Annotated in this window: 22 protein-coding genes and 2 pseudogenes; 14 read left to right on the top strand and 10 right to left on the bottom strand. The window is 60.5% G+C overall.

Annotation, left to right across the window (positions count from 1 at the left end; genetic code table 11):
• Positions 1-90: 90 nt before the first annotated feature.
• From UF78_RS05980 to ttcA, 7 genes and pseudogenes are all read right to left on the bottom strand, one after another.
• Positions 91-621 (bottom strand): C40 family peptidase, encoded by a 531-nt coding sequence (locus UF78_RS05980; RefSeq protein ID WP_045161139.1) that lies wholly within the window; start codon positions 619-621, stop codon positions 91-93.
• Positions 622-704: 83 nt separating this feature from the next.
• A complete protein-coding gene (locus tag UF78_RS05975) occupies positions 705-1,349 on the bottom strand; it encodes a C40 family peptidase (RefSeq protein WP_045161137.1) in 645 nt (214 codons plus the stop codon).
• Positions 1,350-1,412: 63 nt separating this feature from the next.
• A complete protein-coding gene (locus UF78_RS05970) occupies positions 1,413-2,180 on the bottom strand; it encodes an NAD-dependent protein deacylase (RefSeq protein ID WP_045161136.1) in 768 nt (255 codons plus the stop codon).
• An 81-nt stretch (positions 2,181-2,261) separates the two neighbouring features.
• Entirely contained in the window at positions 2,262-2,933 is a 672-nt protein-coding gene (locus UF78_RS05965) for a DNA-3-methyladenine glycosylase I (protein ID WP_045161135.1), read from the bottom strand.
• Between the two features lie 94 nt (positions 2,934-3,027).
• Entirely contained in the window at positions 3,028-4,098 is a 1,071-nt protein-coding gene (locus UF78_RS05960) for a 3-deoxy-7-phosphoheptulonate synthase (protein ID WP_045161172.1), read from the bottom strand.
• A gap of 271 nt (positions 4,099-4,369) precedes the next feature.
• Entirely contained in the window at positions 4,370-4,501 is a 132-nt protein-coding gene (locus UF78_RS23170) for a hypothetical protein (protein WP_268988804.1), read from the bottom strand.
• A gap of 75 nt (positions 4,502-4,576) precedes the next feature.
• Positions 4,577-5,404: pseudogene (ttcA, locus tag UF78_RS05955) on the bottom strand (tRNA 2-thiocytidine(32) synthetase TtcA); the annotation flags it as partial.
• A gap of 109 nt (positions 5,405-5,513) precedes the next feature.
• On the opposite strand from ttcA, the gene UF78_RS05950 reads away from it, so the two are divergent.
• From UF78_RS05950 to UF78_RS05935, 4 genes are all read left to right on the top strand, one after another.
• Entirely contained in the window at positions 5,514-6,143 is a 630-nt protein-coding gene (locus UF78_RS05950) for a DNA-J related domain-containing protein (protein ID WP_045161132.1), read from the top strand.
• Between the two features lie 137 nt (positions 6,144-6,280).
• Complete coding sequence (locus UF78_RS05945; RefSeq protein WP_045161131.1) at positions 6,281-6,880, top strand: Yip1 family protein; 600 nt, start codon at positions 6,281-6,283, stop codon at positions 6,878-6,880.
• Positions 6,881-7,053: 173 nt separating this feature from the next.
• On the top strand, positions 7,054-7,719 hold the full coding sequence (locus UF78_RS05940) for a Yip1 family protein (RefSeq protein WP_045161130.1): 666 nt from the start codon (positions 7,054-7,056) through the stop codon (positions 7,717-7,719).
• A gap of 55 nt (positions 7,720-7,774) precedes the next feature.
• The gene (locus tag UF78_RS05935) at positions 7,775-8,269 is read left to right on the top strand and encodes a SprT family zinc-dependent metalloprotease (RefSeq protein WP_045161129.1); all 495 of its coding nucleotides are present in this window, start codon (positions 7,775-7,777) and stop codon (positions 8,267-8,269) included.
• 14 nt (positions 8,270-8,283) lie between these two features.
• Here the strand turns inward: UF78_RS05935 and UF78_RS05930 are convergent.
• Positions 8,284-9,540 (bottom strand): annotated as a pseudogene (locus UF78_RS05930) (MFS transporter); the annotation flags it as partial.
• Between the two features lie 226 nt (positions 9,541-9,766).
• Here UF78_RS05930 and napE point away from each other — a divergent pair.
• The 8 genes from napE to UF78_RS05890 all read left to right on the top strand — a co-directional run bounded on the left by napE (position 9,767) and on the right by UF78_RS05890 (position 15,888).
• Positions 9,767-9,937 (top strand): periplasmic nitrate reductase, NapE protein, encoded by a 171-nt coding sequence (gene napE, locus UF78_RS05925; protein WP_230623574.1) that lies wholly within the window; start codon positions 9,767-9,769, stop codon positions 9,935-9,937.
• A gap of 75 nt (positions 9,938-10,012) precedes the next feature.
• On the top strand, positions 10,013-10,282 hold the full coding sequence (locus tag UF78_RS05920) for a chaperone NapD (protein ID WP_045161124.1): 270 nt from the start codon (positions 10,013-10,015) through the stop codon (positions 10,280-10,282).
• Positions 10,279-12,783 carry a nitrate reductase catalytic subunit NapA gene (gene napA, locus UF78_RS05915; protein ID WP_045161123.1) on the top strand — a complete coding sequence of 835 codons (2,505 nt, stop codon included), beginning with the start codon at positions 10,279-10,281 and terminating at the stop codon, positions 12,781-12,783. The genes UF78_RS05920 and napA overlap by 4 nt, the downstream gene beginning before the upstream one ends.
• An 11-nt stretch (positions 12,784-12,794) precedes the next feature.
• On the top strand, positions 12,795-13,277 hold the full coding sequence (locus UF78_RS05910) for a nitrate reductase cytochrome c-type subunit (protein WP_045161122.1): 483 nt from the start codon (positions 12,795-12,797) through the stop codon (positions 13,275-13,277).
• Positions 13,278-13,287: 10 nt separating this feature from the next.
• Positions 13,288-13,884, top strand: coding sequence for a cytochrome c3 family protein (locus UF78_RS05905; protein WP_045161121.1), 597 nt, complete (start codon positions 13,288-13,290; stop codon positions 13,882-13,884).
• Positions 13,885-14,039: 155 nt separating this feature from the next.
• Complete coding sequence (locus tag UF78_RS05900; RefSeq protein WP_045161120.1) at positions 14,040-14,834, top strand: dienelactone hydrolase family protein; 795 nt, start codon at positions 14,040-14,042, stop codon at positions 14,832-14,834.
• A 218-nt stretch (positions 14,835-15,052) separates the two neighbouring features.
• The gene (locus tag UF78_RS05895; RefSeq protein ID WP_045161119.1) at positions 15,053-15,490 is read left to right on the top strand and encodes a hypothetical protein; all 438 of its coding nucleotides are present in this window, start codon (positions 15,053-15,055) and stop codon (positions 15,488-15,490) included.
• Complete coding sequence (locus UF78_RS05890) at positions 15,487-15,888, top strand: META domain-containing protein (RefSeq protein WP_045161118.1); 402 nt, start codon at positions 15,487-15,489, stop codon at positions 15,886-15,888. The genes UF78_RS05895 and UF78_RS05890 overlap by 4 nt, the downstream gene beginning before the upstream one ends.
• A 451-nt stretch (positions 15,889-16,339) precedes the next feature.
• Here the strand turns inward: UF78_RS05890 and dinB are convergent, their stop codons facing one another.
• The gene (gene dinB, locus UF78_RS05885) at positions 16,340-17,422 is read right to left on the bottom strand and encodes a DNA polymerase IV (RefSeq protein ID WP_045161116.1); all 1,083 of its coding nucleotides are present in this window, start codon (positions 17,420-17,422) and stop codon (positions 16,340-16,342) included.
• 285 nt (positions 17,423-17,707) lie between these two features.
• Between dinB and UF78_RS05880 the strand changes: the two genes are divergently transcribed.
• Both UF78_RS05880 and UF78_RS05875 read left to right on the top strand, forming a co-directional pair.
• A complete protein-coding gene (locus UF78_RS05880) occupies positions 17,708-17,911 on the top strand; it encodes a hypothetical protein (RefSeq protein ID WP_045161115.1) in 204 nt (67 codons plus the stop codon).
• A gap of 109 nt (positions 17,912-18,020) precedes the next feature.
• Positions 18,021-18,299 (top strand): hypothetical protein, encoded by a 279-nt coding sequence (locus UF78_RS05875; protein ID WP_045161114.1) that lies wholly within the window; start codon positions 18,021-18,023, stop codon positions 18,297-18,299.
• Positions 18,300-18,310: 11 nt separating this feature from the next.
• On the opposite strand, the gene UF78_RS05870 is transcribed toward UF78_RS05875, so the two are convergent.
• Positions 18,311-18,760, bottom strand: a complete 450-nt coding sequence (locus UF78_RS05870) for an acyl-CoA thioesterase (RefSeq protein ID WP_045161113.1) — start codon at positions 18,758-18,760, stop codon at positions 18,311-18,313.
• Positions 18,761-19,044 lie beyond the last annotated feature (284 nt).

The following is a 19,044-nucleotide window of genomic DNA, read 5'->3' as shown; positions in this document are numbered from 1 at the left end:
TGAAACAACCGTGCTTAAGGCTCGCTACCCTGGCGGCCACGATGAAAGCGGTGCCGCTCGTCGGTTCTCAATCCGGCCAGCGTCTGCGGGTTACGGATTGCGAGCGAGCCGCTCACCGTCGAGTACGCGTTTGGCACTGAGGTAGCTGTTCTGCCAATAGCGGTTGGAAAGACTGTCCAGGCGTACGGTTCCACCAGTTGACGGCGCGTGGACGAAGCGCCCCTCCCCCACGTAGATCGCGGCATGGCTGACCCGCCGTCCGCCACTGGTGGCGAAGAACAGCAGATCGCCTGCTTTGAGCGCATCGCGTTTGACGGTCTGGCCACGCATGGCGTTCATCTCGCGCGTGGTCCGGGGTAGCGCGACTCCTGCCGCGCCTCGGTAGACATAGCCGATCAGACCACTGCAATCAAAACCGCCGTCAGGGGTGTTGCCGCCATAGCGATAAGGTGTGCCAACCAGCCCCAAGGCGGTGAACAGAACCTCTTCCGCGGTACCTGGGTATTGCTGGGCAGGAGGCGTCGGCATGATCGCAACCGGCTCGACGGGAGCACGACTCGAACAGGCGGTCACCAGCAAGGCGGTCACTAGTACGGTCAGAAATCGGGCCAGAAGAAGCATGGCAGAGCAGTCCAGGCAAATGAGCCATCACTCTGCCGGCATGTGTTCGCCGATGCAAGCCCGGTAAGCCGCTGTTTCAGCGATCAGTGATGAGTGGGAACCGAGCTGGAATCATGTACCAAGGCCAGAACACGCTTGGCCTGCATGAAGCTGGAACGCCAGTAGGCCTCGTCGAGGCTGTCGACACGCACGCCTCCGCTGCGGCGACTGGCCGAGTGGATGAATTGATCGTTGCCGATGTAGATGCCGGCGTGGCTGACCCGGCCGCGGCCGCGATTGTTGAAGAACACCACGTCGCCTGGCTCGAGATCGCTGCGGGCGACCTTCGGTGCGTCCAGGTTGATCATCTCGCGAGTCGAGCGGGGCAGCTCGATGCCGGCTTCCTTGCGGAACAGGAAACTTACGAAGCCGCTGCAGTCGAATCCTGTCTTCGTGGAGCTGCCGCCGTAGCGATAAGGGGTGCCTACCAATTTGAAACCCTGCTCAAGCACGCTTTCGGCCAGGTCGGGCAGCTGGTAGCTCTGCTCGTCGGCGAGTTCACGCAGTTGTTGTTCGGTGGGTTCGTCGGTATCAGTCTGAGCCTGTTCCGCCTCGCGCAGGTCGGTGGGGAGGCTGAACGCGAAGCCCGGTGCGAGAACCGACGTTTCGGCCTGCTCGGGCTGGCTGGCGCAGGCGGCCAACAGCAGGACCAGCGAAACGGGTAGCAATGGAAAGAGGTGTCGGCGCATGACATAAGACGTCAGGAAGTCGAAGTGGCGGAACTATGCCTGCTGACGATTCGATGAGCAAATTCAATCGCCGAAAATGTGACGAACCGGCCGCGACAAAACGTCTGCCGCCCCCTCGGCGATGTGCACGTCGACCAGAAACGACAGTTCACTGGCAGATGGATCGATTTGCGCCGTAAAGCCGCCACTGTTTCGCACGCGAAGGAACGGCTCGACGATATAGGCAAAACTTGCCGACGTCCCTACCGCCACCACAACGTCAAAACCTTTGTGCAGCTCATCATGCAAGCGCCCCAGCGCCGAGTCCGGCAGCATTTCCTCGAACAGCACCACTGGCGGCCGCAGCACCCCGCCGCAATCTACGCAGCGTGGTGGTAGGGGACGAGTGAGATGATCGGCCAAGTCGACGCTTTCCTGACCGCACGCCATGCAGAACAGCGGTGCAAACGTACCGTGAATCTCAATAAGTCGTTGTGGCGGGCTTCCCGCCGCCAGGTGATAACCGTCGACGTTCTGGGTCAGTACCCAGCAGCCCGGCTTGCGCTGCTGCAGCTCGGCGATGGCGAAGTGACCGGCGTTGGGCTTGGCGGCGATGCAGGCGCGGCCGATTTCAGCCAGATACTTCCAGCACAGCGCCGGATCGAGCCCGAGCATCGGTCCGGACAAGGCCGTTTCGATCGGCAGGCCATCTTCGGTGTGACCGTTATAGAGTCCGCCCACGCCGCGGTAGGTCGGCAATCCGGAGTCGGCCGAAAGCCCGGCACCGGTGACGATCAGGATGCGCTCCGCTTGTCGCAACGCCTCGGCAATTTGCTGTATGGCCCCGTCCAACTTAGCCCTCCTCGACCATCGCGCCCGTCCAGCGTGTCTTTCAAAAGTCGCGGATGCCCGTCAGCTCGAAACGCATCATTCTCAATGATTGACGGTAAACGCCAGCATAGCTGACAGCTGGCACATCGGTCGGCCGCTCTCGTCGTGCCAGCGGTTGAATACCGATTGCACCGCCGCTAGGTCGCGCTGGCTGCTGGGTACCTTGTCGACGACCTTCTGCGCCTTTAGCGCCGCAACGACGTCGTTGCTGGGGATGAAGGTGTCCTTTCCCGCCATGCGCAGCAGCCGCGGCGCCGACAGGCCGCCGAGCTGGCTGCCGTGTTTGGCCAGGTAGCGCCACAGCCCGACGATGTCGGTTATCGGCCACTCAGCGATCAGGTTGCCGAAGCTACCGCGCTCCTTGGCCACGTCGAGCACGAACTGCGCGTTACGCGGCACGCTCTTGAGCTTGCCCAGATGGCGAATGATTCGCGCATCCTGCATCAGACGCTCGATGTGCTCGCCGCCCATGAGTACGAGCTTTTCCGGATCGAAGCGGAAGAACACCTCCTCGAAAGCCGGCCACTTCGCGTCCACCAGACTGTGTTTGAGCCCGGCACGAAAGATTCGCAGGCTGATCAGCGACAGATAACGGTCATCGGGAACCGCCCGCAACTCATCGGGGCTGCTCGGTTGCGGCAGCCGATTTTCCAGAGCCGCGGCCGAACCGAAACGATTGAGACAGTATTCGTGCAGCCATTTGTAATCGTGCATGCGGGACCTGAAACGTGGAATCGAAACGAGCCGTACAGGGTGCCCTTGGCAATCCGGCCCCGCAAGCCCGACCGTCGCGGTCGGGCTTGCCGGCTTATCCTCGTAGGCGCATCGCGGCGTGTCGCAGCATCCGCTCGGTTGCCGCCCAGCCCAGGCAGCCATCGGTGATGGAGACGCCATAACGCAGGTTTCCGGCCAGCGGCTGACAGCCATCGAACAGGTGACTTTCGAGCATCACCCCGCGCAGGCTCGAATCCCCAGCCAGGCGCTGATCGATCACCGATTCGAGCACCGCTGGCTGGCGCAGCGGGTCTTTGCCACTGTTGGCATGGCTGCAGTCGACCATGATCCGCGGCGTAATGCCCTGGCGCAGCAACGTTTCGCGCGCCTTGGCGACGCTCTTTTCGTCATAGTTGGGGCCCACGTGCCCGCCACGCAACACCAGGTGGGTATCCGGGTTGCCGCGGGTTTGCAGCAGCGCCGGATGCCCGAGGTCATCGATGCCGAAATGCTGGTGCGCGTGCTCGGCCGAGCGCATTGCATCACAGGCGATACCCAGGCTGCCGTCGGTGCCGTTCTTGAAGCCCACCGGCAAATCCAGGCCACTGACCAGTTCGCGATGAATCTGCGATTCGCAGGTACGCGCGCCGATCGCCGCCCATCCCAGCAGGTCATCGAAGTAGCCGGCCGCCAGGGGCTGCAGCAGTTCGGTCGCAATCGGCAGACCGCGTTCGAGAATGTCCAGCATCAGCCGACGCGACAGACTCAGGCCTTCAGCCATGTCGCCGCTACCGTCCAGACGGGGATCGTAGACCAGCCCTTTCCAACCGACCGTGGTTCGTGGCTTTTCCACGTAAGCCCGCATCACCAGCAGCAACCGATCATCGACCTGAGGCGCCAGCTCGGCGAGGCGGTCAGCGTATTCAACGGCGGATTCGGGGTCGTGCAGCGAGCACGGACCGACCACGACGAGCAGTCGCGGGTCACTGCCATCGAGCACGGCGCGGATAGCGTTGCGGTCGGCATGGACGCGTGTGGCGAGCGCGTCGCTGAGCGGCACACGCTGACGCAATACGGCGGGGCTGGGCAGCGGATGAGCGCTGCGTCTGGACGGGGTAGCGACGGGATTGCAATTGACGAGCTGAGCGGAAGTCGGTGCGTTCATGATCTGGCGGTCCTTTGGCCGGCGCGGCATCTCTGCCGCGTCGGCGCTAGCGAAGTGTTCGGTCTATGGGTGTCGGAACAGCGGCGTTGAAGCGGCTAAATCGCCAGTCATAGCGGTAGGTGCGGTAATCGTTGCGGTAGCTGTACATGGTGCGTTCCTCGGTACGTATGGCCTTGGCAGGCCGGAAAAAACAAAACCCCCGGTCGGGTGGCCGACCGGGGGTTCGAAAACTGTTGGTGGCGACCCTGCTTGCTAGGGCGCCTGTGGGGTATCAGGCGCGCCTGTGGCTAAACCAATACCCAAAAAAGTAATAGCCGGCCGCGGCGATCAACAGCCCACGCATACGCGCGGCGCGCAGGGCACCGGCTTGAGCGAGGGACAGATGATTACGACTGGACGACATGATTGACTCCGTAAGATGGCCGAACCTTACCCCAGCGCACCGGCGATCTTCAACCAGGAATTACCGCGCCGACTCTTACAGGCTCATCACATCGACAAAACGTGGCGTGGCCTCGTTGTCGATGCGTAGGCTGGTAAAGTCGAACAGGTTGCGATCGGCTAGCTGTGATGGCACCACATTCTGCAAGGCGCGGAACATGATTTCGACGCGGCCCGGCGATTTTCGCTCCCATTCCTGCAGCATTTCCTTTACCACCTGGCGCTGTAGGTTCTCCTGCGAGCCGCAGAGATTGCACGGGATGATCGGAAATTCCTTCATGTGAGAATAGGCTTCGATATCCGCCTCGCTGCAATAGGCCAGTGGGCGAATCACCACGTTGCGGCCGTCATCGGAGAGTAGCTTGGGCGGCATGGCTTTCAGCGTGCCGCCGTAGAACATATTGAGAAAGAAGGTTTCAAGGATGTCGTCGCGATGATGACCCAATGCCATTTTCGTTGCGCCAATCTCGTCGGCGAAGGTGTAGAGGGTTCCACGACGCAGGCGCGAGCACAGCGAGCAGGTGGTCTTGCCTTCCGGAATCTTTTCCTTGACCACCGAGTAGGTGTCCTTCTCGACGATGTGGTACTCCACGCCGATGGATTTCAGGTATTCGGGCAGGACGTGCTCGGGGAAGCCCGGCTGCTTCTGATCCATGTTCACCGCGACGATTCCGAACTTGATGGGCGCGACCTTCTGCAGATACAGCAGCACGTCGAGCATGGTGTAGCTGTCCTTGCCGCCAGACAGGCAGACCATGACCTTGTCACCGTCCTCGATCATGTTGAAATCGGTAACGGCCTCGCCGGCGAGGCGGCGCAGGCGTTTCTGCAGTTTGTTCTGATTGACCGAGAGGTTGCCCATTTCAGAAGTCCGGTGAGAATGCGAAAGGCGCGCATTTTACGCGCAAAGCACGCCGCGCCCTACCCCATCCGTCCAGCGATTTAACTGCTGGCGCTATGCTAGGCTTGCCGGCATGAACGATGACCTCGAACCCGAGATGGACCTGGCCGAGCAGGTGTTTATATTGCTGCGCGAACAGCCGGAGGGCTGCAGCGAATATCAGCTGATCCAGCAACTCAAGGCCCGTCACAGCACCCACATCCCCAACCTGCCGCTACTGGACAAGCTGGTGCTGTTTCGCACCCATTTCCTCGTGTTCAACGCGCTGTACCGATTGCGGGATCGGCTATGGGGCGAACGCCGCCACAACCTTCAAATCTCTCCGCTGTGCGTCCAGCTTCAACCCTATGGGCCCGGGGCCAGCGAAGTCGTCGAGAACGACCCGTTGCGCGAGTACTACCTGGACCTGACCAACCTGCGCGACACGGATGAAGGCGAGGTCGAGCGTCTGCTGGCCAGCTTCTGGTCGCGGATGCGCGGTGATCATCTCGGCGAACTCGGCGATACCTGGAACCCGGAGCAAAAGCGCGCGGCCCTCGAGTTGTTCGAGTTGGACCAGGAATCCGCTTCGCTGACTATGCACACCATCAAACGCCGCTACCGCCAACTCGTCAGCATCCACCACCCTGATCGAGGCGGAAGCACCGCTCGAATACAGTCAATCAACCTGGCGATGGAAATACTGCAACGCTATTACCGTTGATTGCATAGCTCCCAAACGCTCTAACCGCGCCCGGTGCGCCGTACCGTCAACTTCCTATACTGCGACTTAAGGTCGCACGCCCGTCCAACTGACGGCACGCCAGGCGAAGCGACCTCCAAAACCGAGGAGACGCTGGCATGATCAATCACGTTTGGGGACTGTTTGCTCACCCTGGCCAGGAATGGCAGGAAATCACTGGGGAAGAACGCAACGTCGGGCATCTGCATTTAGGGGAAGTGCTGGTTCTGGCGGCGATACCTGCCATATCGGCATTCATCGGCACCACCCAGGTCGGCTGGAGCATCGGCGGCGGAGACGCCGTTAAGCTCACCGAAAGCAGCGCCTTGCAGCTTACTCTGATGTCCTACCTGGCGATGCTGGCTGGCGTCGCGGTAATGGGCGGATTCATCCACTGGATGTCCCGCACCTATGATGCCAATCCGACGCTGGTGCAGTGCATCGTATTTGCCGCATACACCGCCACCCCGCTGTTCGTTGGTGGCCTGGCCGCGCTCTATCCGCACATCTGGCTGGGAATGATCGTCGGTACGGCAGCCATCTGCTACACGACCTACTTGCTCTATGTCGGCCTGCCGACGTTCATGAATATCCCTTCCGACGAGGGTTTCCTGTTCTCAAGCTCCATACTCGCCGTCGGCCTGGTCGTTCTGGTGGCGATCATCGCGCTGTCGGTGATCATGTGGGGCATGGGCGTCGGCCCGATCTACGTACGCTGATCTGCTCGTCAACTCAGCCGGCGCGACTCGTTTCGCGCCGGCTAGCCCTTCGCGTCATTCCTGCAGCTCCTTGCCTTTCCTGCTTCGTCAGCGACCATGGTTTTGAATCCCTGCCGCGCTTGAGCGTCTATAGCAGCAACAGCAGCGCTCAAGCATCGGCATCAGGAGGCACCATGACCCCAGAATTCATCAGCTTGTTTACCCGGCCTGACCGTGCCTGGGAAACCATCCGTCAAAAGGAAGATGCTCATAGCCTGCACTACCTGATGCACTTGCTTTTGCTGGCGCTAATCCCCAGCGTCTGTCTGTTCATCGGGGTTACTGCCGTGGGTTGGAGCCTGGTGGATGAAGAACGCGTGAGGCTCGACTTCGGCAGCGCCTTGCAGCTGTGCCTGCTGCTGTACGTCACCATCATCATCGGCACAGTGATCATGGGCTTCTTCGTCCGCTGGATGGCTCGCGCATTCGACGTGCGACCGAACCTGAACCAGTGCATCGGCTTCATCGCATACGTCATCACCCCCTTCCTCCTCGCAGGCATTACCGGGCTGTATCCGAACCGCTGGTTCGCGGCCATCGTCCTGCTGATAGCGGGCATCTACTCCACCTATCTTCTGTTCACCGGCCTGCCCGCTTTCATGCGCCAGCGCAACTCGCAGAGCTTTCTCTATGCCAGTTCGATCTGGGGTGTCGCGTTGCTCGTGCTGGTCACGGTACTGGTCAGCATGATTCTGTTCTGGACGCTCTCGCTCGAGCCGAACTATGACCGCACCGTGGATGAAAACCAGAGCTACGGGACCCAGGACGAACGCCCCCAGGAAGAGCCCGGCGGTCTCTGAACGGTTGCCAGACTGGCACAGTGCGGCATAATTCCGGGCTTCTTCGGAGGCCCCTATGCCCGAACAGCTACATGCCCGTGTCGAAGCCTGCTATCAGTTGGCCGAAGCCTTCTTCAACCAGCGATTCGAGCGCCCACAGGTCAGCTTCAAATTACGCGGGCAGAAAGCCGGCGTTGCCCATCTGAACACCAATCTGCTGCGCTTCAACCCACAGTTGTACCGGGAGAACCGCGAACACTTCCTCAAGCAGACCGTGGCTCATGAGGTTGCACACCTGATCGCACACCAGATGTTCGGCGGCCGGATTCGCCCCCATGGCGAAGAATGGCAATTGATCATGCGGGGTGTTTACGAACTGACACCTGACCGCTGCCATACCTATGAGATCAGCCGTCGGCAGGTCAACCGCTACATCTATCGCTGCGCCTGTGCCGGTCAGGATTTCCCCTTCACTTCGCAACGCCATGCGCTGGTGCGCAAAGGTCGCCGGTACTTCTGCCGCAGCTGTCGCGCCACGCTGGTCTTCAGCGGCGAGCAGCGGGTCGAGTGACCTTACGTCTCGATCTAAAGGCGCCTCGCCCGCCAGGCGGCGAGCACGAACAGCGCCACGAGCACCACCATTAGCGGCAGCCACCCCGCATGGTCCCAGACGTAGCCGGCGGCATAGCCCACCACACTCGATCCCAGATAATAGGCGCATAAGTACAGTGCAGAGGCCTGTGCTTTGGCACCCTTCGCATGTACGCCAACCTGACCGCTGGCCACGGCGTGCGCAGCGAAAAAGCCCAGCGTGAACAGCCCCAGCCCGATGACGATCGCGATCAACCAGGGCGTCGCGCACAAGCCCACACCCAGCAGCATCAGCCCGACGCCGCCTTGGAGTACGGCTCTGGCACCCAGGCGCGGAACCAACCGTCCCGCCCAGCCAGCACTTAGAATGCCTGCCAGATACACCACGAACAGCAGGCCAATGGCAGTCGAAGACAAGCCGAACGGTGCTCCGGCCAGTCGGAACCCGATGTAGTTGAACAGCGCGACGAAGCCACCCATCAACAGGAATCCCTGCAGAAATAGATTGCGCAGGATCGGGTTGCCCAGATGTTGAGCGAAGTTGACCAGCAGCCCGTGCAGCGATAGAGGCTGGGCCGTGAAATGACGCGACGCCGGTAGTAGCCAAACGAACAATCCCAGCGACACCATCGCCAACCCGGCGATTCCGCCCAGCGCCAGTTGCCAGCCGCCAATATCGCTCAACAGGCCCGACAGCAACCTGCCCAACAACCCACCGAGGGCGGTGCCGCCGATGTACAAGCCCATCGCCGCTGGCAACGATTCAGGATCGAACTCCTCGCCGACGTACGCCATCGCCAATGCCGGCAACCCGCTGAGCGCAAGCCCCAGCAAGGCGCGCAGCACCAGCAACAGCGACCACGACTCTACCGTTACGCACGCAAGACCAAGCAGGCACGCCAGCGCCAGAGCCAGCGCCATGACCGGCTTGCGCCCCCAGCTTTCCGCGAGGCCACCGGACACCAGCAGGCAGAGCGCCAGCGACAAGGTGGTCAATGACAATGCCAGGCTGCTGCTGGCCGCCGAGACGGCGAAGTGCGACGCCAGCAGCGGCAGCAAGGGCTGCACGCAGTACAGCATGGCGAAGGTGGCGAAACCGGCACAGAACAGCGCCAGGGTGGCGCGGCGATAAGCAGGCGTGCCGCGTTTGAGGTGGTGGGAAGCGAGCGAATCAGAAGGCATGCGGTGTACCCATACGCACGTTGGCTTGAAAAAAGCGGCGCAGGCTAGCACAGCCGCAGTAGGCCAATGACTCGGTAAAAAGACAGCTGAAAACCGTCATATACGTGCGTCAGGATTCTCATCGGCGTCGACCAACTGCCCGGCGGTGTGCTGCCCACAGGCCGCATAAGTTGAGCTAGATCAATTGAAGTGCAACTAGCGCCTTATAACCTGCGGTTGTAGACGGATGGCTTTGATTAAGCCGCCTACGCTTCCTAGACTTCAGCACAACAGCCGGAGATACAAGGTGACCGCAGTGCCGCATCACACCGATCCCGCCCCCGTCGGCAAACCGGAGGAAACCAGACTCTTCGTTTTTCTGCTGGTATTCCTGTTCCCACTTTTGAGTGTCGTGACCGTCGCCGGCTATGGCTTCATCGTCTGGATCAGCCAGATGGTCTTTGGTCCCCCCGGGCCGCCGAGCTGATCCCCCGCCCAGTCGTTATTGCAGAGAGTCCCCCTTAGTTGCCTTGCACCAAGCAGGCGGAGCCTTACCTAGAAAATGAACGAAAGAAACGATGCTCTGCATATCGCCAGCCTGCTCGTGCATTGCCGCCCCGAGTTGCTCGAAGCCACTAAACGAAATCTTGTCCTACTGCCAGGAATCGAGCTGCACCAAGAGAGTGCTGCCGGGAAATTGGTGGTTGTTCTGGAGGCCGAGCACGAAAGCCGCATTCTCGACACGATCAACCATATCCAACAAATACCCGGCGTTCTCAACGCTGCCCTGATTTACCACGAACTCCTCTCACCAGAAGGAGAGCCTGAATGAGCCTCACACGACGTCAATTTGCCAAGGCCAATGCCGCGGCTATCGCAGCCAGCGTGGCGGGGATCCCGATCGCCACCAGCGCCAGCAATTTGATTACCGACCCGGAGGCGACGGCGCTCAAGTGGCACAAGGCGCCCTGCCGTTTCTGTGGCACCGGATGTGGCGTGATGGTCGCCACCGCCGGCGATCGAGTCGTGGCTACTCACGGCGACGTCAAGGCCGAGGTGAATCGCGGCGTCAACTGCGTCAAGGGCTACTTCCTGTCGAAGATCATGTACGGCACCGACCGCCTGACGCAACCGCTGCTGCGCATGAAGAACGGCCAGTACGACAAGCAGGGCGAGTTCCAGCCGGTCAGCTGGGAACAGGCCTTCGACATAATGGAGGAGAAATACAAGGCCGCGCTCAGGGAGAGCGGCCCGAGCTCGGTCGGCATGTTCGGTTCCGGCCAGTGGACCGTGTGGGAAGGCTATGCGGCCAACAAGCTGATGAAGGCCGGCTTCCGTTCCAACAACCTCGACCCCAATGCTCGCCATTGCATGGCATCTGCGGCCGTTGGCTTCATGCGCACCTTCGGCATGGACGAGCCGATGGGCTGCTACGACGATATCGAAGCCGCAGACGCCTTCGTGCTCTGGGGGTCGAACATGGCCGAGATGCACCCCGTGCTCTGGACCCGAGTGACCGATCGCCGCCTGAGCGCGCCGCACGTCAAGGTCGCGGTCATGTCGACCTTCGAGCATCGCAGCTTCGACCTGGCCGATATCCCGATGGTCTTCAATCCGCAGACCGATCTGGTGATCCTCAACTACATCGCCAATCACATCATCCAAAGCGGAGCGGTCAATCAGGACTTCGTCAAGAACCACACCAAGTTTGCCAAGGGCGCGACCAATATCGGTTACGGCCTGCGTCCGACCGATCCGCGTGAACTGAAGGCGGAAAACGCCGCCGTCGCCGGCAGTTGGACCGACATCAGCTTCGAGGACTACGCCGAGTTCCTCAAGCCCTACACCTTGGAGCACGCCGCGCACGAGTCGGGCGTACCCGCCGAGCGCCTGAAAGCACTGGCCGAGCTGTATGCCGATCCAAAGACCAAGGTGATGTCGTTCTGGACCATGGGCTTCAACCAGCACACCCGCGGTGTCTGGGCGAACAACATGATCTACAACATCCACCTGCTCACCGGGAAGATCAGCGAGCCCGGCAACAGCCCCTTCTCGCTCACCGGCCAGCCATCGGCATGCGGCACCGCACGCGAAGTCGGCACCTTCTCCCATCGCCTGCCTGCGGACATGGTCGTCACCAACCCCAAGCACCGCGCCGTAACCGAGAAGATCTGGAAGCTGCCCGAAGGCACCATCCAGGAAAAGCCCGGTTTCCATGCCGTCCAGCAGAGCCGCGAGCTGAAGGACGGCAACCTCAAGGTCTACTGGACCCAGGCCACCAATAACATGCAGGCCGGCCCGAACATCATGCAGGAGGTGCTGCCCGGCTGGCGCAACCCGGAAACCTTCGTCATCGTTTCCGACGTCTACCCCACGGTGTCCGCCCAGGCCGCCGACCTGATTCTTCCTGCCGCCATGTGGGTGGAAAAGGAAGGCGCCTACGGCAACGCCGAGCGCCGCACGCATGTATGGCACCAGTTGGTCAGTGCGCCCGGCGAGGCACGCTCGGATCTCTGGCAGCTGATGGAATTCTCCAAGCGCTTCACCACGGACGAGGTCTGGCCAGCCGAGCTGCTGGCCAAGGCGCCGGAGCTGAAAGGCAAGACCTTGTTCGAGGTGCTATTCAAGAACGGCCAGGTGGACCGCTTCCCCACCAGCGACATTGCCGAGGGCTACCGCAACCAGGAATCGGAGGCCTACGGCTTCTACGTGCAGAAAGGCCTATTCGAGGAGTACGCCCAGTTCGGTCGCGGCCATGGTCACGACCTAGCCGACTTCGACCGCTATCACCAGGAACGCGGCTTGCGCTGGCCGGTCGTGGACGGCAAGGAAACGCTATGGCGCTACCGCGAGGGATATGACCCGTACGTCGAGAAAGGCACGGGCGTGCAGTTCTACGGCTACCCGGACAAAAAGGCGATCATCTTCGCCCTGCCCTACGAGGTTCCGGCCGAAGTACCGGACCAGGATTATCCGTTCTGGCTGAGCACCGGCCGTGTTCTCGAACACTGGCACACCGGCAGCATGACTCAGCGTGTCGATGAGCTGCACCAGGCAGTTCCTGATGCGCTGCTGTATATGCACCCCGACGATGCCCGCGACCTCAAGGCGCGCCGTGGCAGCGTGGTCAAGGTGATCAGCCGTCGTGGGGAAATGCAGGCCCGTGTCGAAACCCGAGGGCGCAACAAGCCGCCGAAAGGCTTGATCTTCGTGCCCTTCTTCGATGCCAACAAACTGATCAACAAGGTCACCCTCGACGCGACCGACCCGATCTCCAAGCAAACCGACTACAAGAAATGCGCCGTGAAGATCGAAGTGGTCAGCATCGCCTGAGGAGAGTCGCCATGAAATTTCGTCTACTGCCTTTGACGCTCCTCGCGGTGTTTGGCCTGGCGATTGCCGCCGGGCCGGACTATCCCTTGGATGCCCCTGCTCCGGACGGACGCCGGCCGGGCGGCACCATTACCCAGGAGTTCACACCCCCACCTCTCAAAGATGAGGAAAACAAGGATCTCAAGCGCGAGCGCAACTACCCCGAGCAACCGCCGACCATCCCACACACCATTCGCGGTTATCAGATGGACAAGAACGGCAACAAGTGCCTGGCATGCCATAGCCGAGCTAACAGTGCCCGCACCCAGGCGCCGATGATCAGCATCACGCATTTCACCGATCGGGACGGCCAGACGTTGGGTGCGGTGGCCCCTCGTCGATATTTCTGCACCCAGTGCCATGTGGTGCAACACGATGTGAAGCCGCTGGTGGAGAACGACTTCAAGAACATAGACAAGCTGCTGTATCACGAAAACAAACAGAACGAAGAATGAGGGCGCCGGGATGAAGTCGATACTGTCGTTTCTCAAGCGATACTGGACGGTCCTGCGCCGCCCGAGCGTGCACTACAGCCTGGGCGTGCTAACCCTTGGCGGATTCCTCGCGGGGATCATCTTCTGGGGCGGGTTCAACACCGCGCTCGAAGCGACCAACACCGAAGCCTTCTGCATCTCCTGTCACGAGATGGAAGATAACGTGTACATGGAGATTAAGGACACCATCCACTACACCAACCGCTCGGGTGTGCGCGCTACCTGCCCGGACTGCCATGTCCCGCATGAATGGACGGACAAGATCGCGCGCAAGATGCAGGCGTCCAAGGAGGTCTGGGGCAAGATCTTCGGCACCATCAACACGCGCGAGAAATTCCTCGGCATGCGCCGGGAATTGGCCGAGCATGAGTGGCGGCGCTTGAAGGCTAACGACTCGCTGGAATGCCGTAATTGCCACAACTTCGAGTTCATGGATTTCACTCGCCAGAGCAAGCGCGCTTCACAGTTCCATTCCACCGCTCTGGCCAACGGCGAAGCCACCTGTATCGATTGCCACAAGGGCATCGCTCATCGGTTGCCGGACATGCACGGCGTGCCGGGCTGGTAACCCCAAACTGGCGCGGCCTTACAAGCCGCGCCGGCTTTTGAACTGCACCTCCCACACTCTTCGTTGCATGCCCGTACACCGGCCATGAACGACGCAGTTGCGTGCGAGTCGAACAACGGCTATCAATCAACGGTACCCAAACAAGGAGCTCTACCATGCGCTACTGTCTGCTCGGCGCGCTGATGGCCGCCAGCACCCTCGCCCAAGCCGAGGTCCAGACTCAAGAGATGCCCTATACCGCCGCCGACGGAACCGAGATGATCGGGTACTACGCCTACGACGACGCCATCGAAGGCAAGCGCCCCGGTATCGTGGTGGTTCATGAGTGGTGGGGCCTCAACGACTATGCCAAAAGCCGCGCCCGTGACCTGGCCGCGCTGGGCTACAGCGCACTGGCGATCGACATGTATGGCGAGGGCAAGAACACCGAGCATCCCAAGGACGCCATGAGTTTCATGCAAGCCGCCCTGGCCAACTCCGATGCTGCCAAGGAGCGCTTCAACGCCGGTCTTGATCTGCTTAAGCAGCAACAGCAGACGGACGCCGCCAAGCTTGCCGCGATCGGCTACTGCTTCGGCGGCAAGGTGGTGCTGGACATGGCGCGTCAGGGCGTACCGCTCGAGGGCGTGGTTAGCTTCCACGGCGCACTGGCGACGCAAACCCGCGCCGTTCCCGGCAGCATCAAGGCCCGTGTACTGGTCGAACACGGCAGCGCAGATAGCATGGTCAGCGCCGAAGACGTGGCGGCACTGAGCTCGGAAATGGTCGCAGCCGGTGCCGACTATCAGCTCGTCAGCCTACCTGGCGCCAAGCATGGCTTCAGCAACCCCGATGCAGATAAATTTCAGGAGAAAGGTGTCGACGTGGCCTACAACAAAGCCGCCGACGAGCGTTCCTGGAACGACATGCAGCGCTTCCTTGACGAAACCTTCACCAGTACTCAGCCATAGCGGCAGGCATCGCGTCGCATTCAATCGCGATCACATCCTTTCGGAACCCGCTTGCCGGTGGACCCGGCAAGTACCGATATTTCCAACACAAGCGAACACGATAGATACCGACCGACCGCAACGATTACCTCCCGTTCCACGTCGGGTACGCCCAACACCCCGCCGTGCTAGCATTGCCCCCTGCGCAACCTTCCCCTCATCCCTATCGATCGCGAGTCATGGCCGAACACGATTTTCGCTACAACCTGCTCAATCCCGGACACACACTGACCGAATGCCGAGCCCTGGCACCGGGCCGCTATCAAGTCACCGGTAACGGCGGCAATGTGCGTTCAGGCGATATTCTGATCGTCACGCTCAAAGGCAGTCGTGACCTCTTTCAGCGCCTGACGGTCGACAAGGTTCGCCACTTGATCAATCCGCCGGGTCAATGGATGGCTGTGGCGAACGGACCGGTCTTCCGTGAGCTGGCGATTCTCAATTGGCAGGTCGACTGCGACGGCTGCGGAAAACAACTCGATTTCGAGTTCGCCGTGGATGCCGCCAAAGGCGATACCGCACGTGCCCCGGCGGCCGAAGCGCGGATCGCGGAGCTGGGCTGGAAGAACAACGCCGGCCAGCATCTGTGCCCGACCTGCCAGAGGGCACAGCCATGAGAACGTTGATCATGGCCGGCTTGGCCGTGGTGTCCGTTGCAGGTTGCTCGGTCGAGCCACTGACGCTACAGAACGACGTCACTTATATCGCTGAGTGGATCGGCGACGAACCCGTGGTTGGACGCAATCCGGTCTCGCTGACGTTCAGCGAAGACCGCGCCTACGGCAACGCTGGCTGTAATCATTGGTTCGCCAGCTATCAGATCGAGCACCAGAAGCTTCGCTTCAGCGAGATCGGAAGCACGCGCAAGATATGCGCCGAGCACATCATGAAGCAGGAGCAGCGGTTTCTGGAGTTGCTGTCACGGGTCGAGCGCTGGGATGTTTCCAAGATCGATCAGCTGCGCTTCTGGCCCACCGAGGGCGCCCCGCTACGCGTCTGGCCGGAACAGAACTAAGCTGCGCCAAAGCTGGGCATTGCACCCAACGAAAGCAACTCAAACAGACTGAAACAGTGCAGAAAACCGGGCGTCCCGCACGCCCGCTCCGCTCGAAGCGCGAAAGCGCTGTCTCTGACATTTCCCCGCCGACCCTCTCATCGCCGCATGCCGCGCGGCTTCAGGCTGTGCGGCTGCTCGGAAGTCGCCTGACGGCATTCGACGGATCGGGCAAACACTATGCGGCAAACCGCTCGCTGAAAACTGGCACGCCCCATGCAAATATCCAGATAACCGTTTCGGGGGCCCTGGTACAGGCAGGCCAGGGATCCCCTCTTTTACACCCCAGGCAAAGGGCCGCTCAGTGAGCGGCCCTGCTTATTTCTGGCGGTAGGTTTCGTCGTGGAAGCCTGGTCATTAACCAGCCTTCTTGAATGCCTGAACCAGAGGTGGGTCCGCGCGGCGGGCGGCCTTAGAACAGGCGAAGTTGCTCGAAACCACTGCGCAGGTCGATCAAGCGAACCCCGACGCCAATCAGCCTCACCGGACGCTTGCCGCGCGCAAAGGCACCAGCAAGAAGGTCGGCGTAATCCTCCAGTTCGAGGCCGGAACCCGCCTGCTCGAGGGTCGTCTGGGTGAAGTCATGGAATTTGAGTTTGACGAAAGGTTTGCCCGGACGGTAGCCGCTATCGAGCCGCGCCATCCTGCCATTGAGTTGTTCAAGCAATTCGGGCAGCCGCTCGAGACAGGCCGCAAGATCTGGCAAGTCGCGATCGTAAGTGTTCTCGACGCTGACCGATTGACGCCGACTCTCGACCTGAACCAGACGCTCGTCGACTCCATGCGCCAACCCCCACAGCCTTTCGCCGAACGAACCGAAGTCCCGAACCAGATCCAGGCGTTTCCAGCTGCGCAGATCAGCACAGGTATGAATACCCAGCCGTTTCAGCTTGTCGGCGGTGACTCGACCGACCCCATGCAACTTGGTGACCGGCAGCGCCAATACGAAGTCATCGATCTGGTCTGGAGTGATCACGAACAGCCCATCCGGTTTGTTCCAATCACTGGCTATCTTGGCGAGAAACTTGTTCGGCGCGACACCCGCCGACACCGTGATGCGCAGCTGTTGCCAGACCCGCCGGCGGATATCCTGGGCAATGCGCGTGGCGCTGCCAGCGAAATGCTCGCAGGCACTCACGTCGAGATAAGCCTCGTCGAGCGATAACGGCTCGATCAAATCGGTATAGGTACGAAAGATGCCGTGGATTTCGCGCGAGGCTTCCTTGTAGGCGTCCATACGGGGCCGCAGGATCAGCAGATCCGGGCAAAGCTTCAACGCATGCCCCGACGCCATTGCCGAACGCACCCCGTAAGCGCGCGCCTCGTAATTACAAGTGGCTATGACGCCGCGACGGTCGGCGAGCCCGCCCACCGCGATGGGCCGATTCGCGAGACTCGGATCGTCACGCATTTCGATGGCTGCGTAGAAGCAGTCACAATCGACATGGATGATTTTGCGCGAAGTGTTAACGAGTGAATTTCCTTGGCTCTGCACCGACTACGGCTCATTGGCACCGCTCTGTACTGCAAATCTTTGGACGCTAACCACGGTGCGAGAGTGATTATCGTCCATCTGCGGATCGCAACGCAGCCATTTGTCGAGACCTGGCCAGCGCGAACCCAAGGCGTGGCGAAACAATCAATTCAGCGACCGCTGGAGAGGCGCCACCGCCACCGAAGCACTTGCATAGCTCTGCAGTAACGAATGATGTCATTTTGATATGTAAAATCAGTCACAGATTGCTAGAATTCCGTCGCCTTTCATGGATGAGGACGCATCATGCCGGAACATCAAGACGAAAAGCGGCAATACCATGCGCTACGCAAGCACATCGAAGAGCTGCTGGACTCCGGAGCGGTAATTACGGAACGTAGCCCGCTGACCCTGTCCCTGGGTGGCCGAATCTTACGTGTGAAGCATGGAATGGTGGTTAGCTTCCACGCGCTGCCCGATGCATTCGAGCGCTCTTTCGGTCGCCGATAATCCCGTCGACCGCCTGCGCACGTCAAAATCGGTTCAAGGCGAACAAATCCTGCGAATGCCCAGTCGGATTCAGAGAGATCTGAACAATTCCACCAGCCGAGGATTGCCTATGAATACCTGTATATCCCTGACCGTTGCAGTCTTTGCCAGCATTCTTGCAACCAGCGCCATAGCCAATCAGGACGATATGCATGACGGCACGCATGGCGCTGCCGGCGACACCCAAGGCAGCGCCATGAGCGAGACCCATCAGCGTGCCAATACCGCCAACGTCGGGAAAGACGGCAAAACCATTGACCAGAAAATGAAGAACGAAGTCCAGGACGACTGGCGCGAGGACGCCGAAGAGCGCCGCGACGCCGACGTCAGCAAGCCGGAACAGCGCTGACCTGAGGTGCGTTAGAGTTCGAGGGGGTAAGGCTCAATCAGCGCCTTGCCGTACCCCTCCACGAATTCCGCCGGCATCCGCTTGGGCTTACCACTCGACAGCTGGATGCAAACGAAGGTGGTCTGCGCACGTAGCAGGGTACAGCCATCGGCAGGCCTGACCAACTGGAAATTACGCTTCATCTTCAATCGCTGATCGGAATCGACGATCCAGGTCGCCAGCCGTAATCGATCGCCCTGATAGGCTGCCGCCAGGTAATCGATTTCATGCCTGAGCACCGCCATGGCGCGGTCCAGTCGACGATAGTCTTCCAACCCCAGCCCCAGGCTCTGTGAGTGTTGCCAGGCACACCGCTCCAGCCAGGATACGTATACCGCATTGTTGGCGTGGCCCAGCTCGTCGATATGCTCGGCCTCGACAATGAAATCGATGATGAACGCGTCGGTCTGGTCCCAGATCATGCCTATCCTCGCTGTGCAGTGCGCCGTCAGATTGCGGTCATGCTCTATTGGAAGCCAGACGCCAGTGGATGTCACGTACGCGGCGATCATCTATGACAAACCATTCAGCATTCAGCATCGTTTCAATCTGATGAACAGAGCCTGACCACAGATGAAAGAGCGCCCAAAACAAAAAGGGCCATTTCGTAAGAAATGACCCTTTGATGCCCAAAACGGGCAAAAAAAATGGCGTCCCCTAGGGGACTCGAACCCCTGTTACCGCCGTGAAAGGGCGGTGTCCTAGG

The sequence above is a fragment of the Stutzerimonas stutzeri genome, from assembly GCF_000952685.1.
In the GTDB taxonomy this organism is placed as follows: domain Bacteria; phylum Pseudomonadota; class Gammaproteobacteria; order Pseudomonadales; family Pseudomonadaceae; genus Stutzerimonas; species Stutzerimonas stutzeri_E.
This window is presented reverse-complemented; position numbering and strand designations above follow the sequence as displayed.

Coding starts and splice junctions, on each gene's coding strand:
- UF78_RS05975 (WP_045161137.1), bottom strand. CDS start 1,349: ATGCGCCGACACCTCTTTCCATTGCTACCCGTTTCGCTGGTCCTGCTG.
- UF78_RS05875 (WP_045161114.1), top strand. CDS start 18,021: ATGAATACCTGTATATCCCTGACCGTTGCAGTCTTTGCCAGCATTCTT.
- UF78_RS05870 (WP_045161113.1), bottom strand. CDS start 18,760: ATGATCTGGGACCAGACCGACGCGTTCATCATCGATTTCATTGTCGAG.
- UF78_RS05940 (WP_045161130.1), top strand. CDS start 7,054: ATGACCCCAGAATTCATCAGCTTGTTTACCCGGCCTGACCGTGCCTGG.
- napA (WP_045161123.1), top strand. CDS start 10,279: ATGAGCCTCACACGACGTCAATTTGCCAAGGCCAATGCCGCGGCTATC.
- UF78_RS23170 (WP_268988804.1), bottom strand. CDS start 4,501: ATGTCGTCCAGTCGTAATCATCTGTCCCTCGCTCAAGCCGGTGCCCTG.
- UF78_RS05935 (WP_045161129.1), top strand. CDS start 7,775: ATGCCCGAACAGCTACATGCCCGTGTCGAAGCCTGCTATCAGTTGGCC.
- UF78_RS05905 (WP_045161121.1), top strand. CDS start 13,288: ATGAAGTCGATACTGTCGTTTCTCAAGCGATACTGGACGGTCCTGCGC.
- UF78_RS05950 (WP_045161132.1), top strand. CDS start 5,514: ATGAACGATGACCTCGAACCCGAGATGGACCTGGCCGAGCAGGTGTTT.
- UF78_RS05980 (WP_045161139.1), bottom strand. CDS start 621: ATGCTTCTTCTGGCCCGATTTCTGACCGTACTAGTGACCGCCTTGCTG.
- UF78_RS05960 (WP_045161172.1), bottom strand. CDS start 4,098: ATGAACGCACCGACTTCCGCTCAGCTCGTCAATTGCAATCCCGTCGCT.
- UF78_RS05965 (WP_045161135.1), bottom strand. CDS start 2,933: ATGCACGATTACAAATGGCTGCACGAATACTGTCTCAATCGTTTCGGT.
- UF78_RS05945 (WP_045161131.1), top strand. CDS start 6,281: ATGATCAATCACGTTTGGGGACTGTTTGCTCACCCTGGCCAGGAATGG.
- UF78_RS05880 (WP_045161115.1), top strand. CDS start 17,708: ATGCCGGAACATCAAGACGAAAAGCGGCAATACCATGCGCTACGCAAG.
- UF78_RS05920 (WP_045161124.1), top strand. CDS start 10,013: ATGAACGAAAGAAACGATGCTCTGCATATCGCCAGCCTGCTCGTGCAT.
- UF78_RS05910 (WP_045161122.1), top strand. CDS start 12,795: ATGAAATTTCGTCTACTGCCTTTGACGCTCCTCGCGGTGTTTGGCCTG.
- UF78_RS05900 (WP_045161120.1), top strand. CDS start 14,040: ATGCGCTACTGTCTGCTCGGCGCGCTGATGGCCGCCAGCACCCTCGCC.
- UF78_RS05890 (WP_045161118.1), top strand. CDS start 15,487: ATGAGAACGTTGATCATGGCCGGCTTGGCCGTGGTGTCCGTTGCAGGT.
- UF78_RS05895 (WP_045161119.1), top strand. CDS start 15,053: ATGGCCGAACACGATTTTCGCTACAACCTGCTCAATCCCGGACACACA.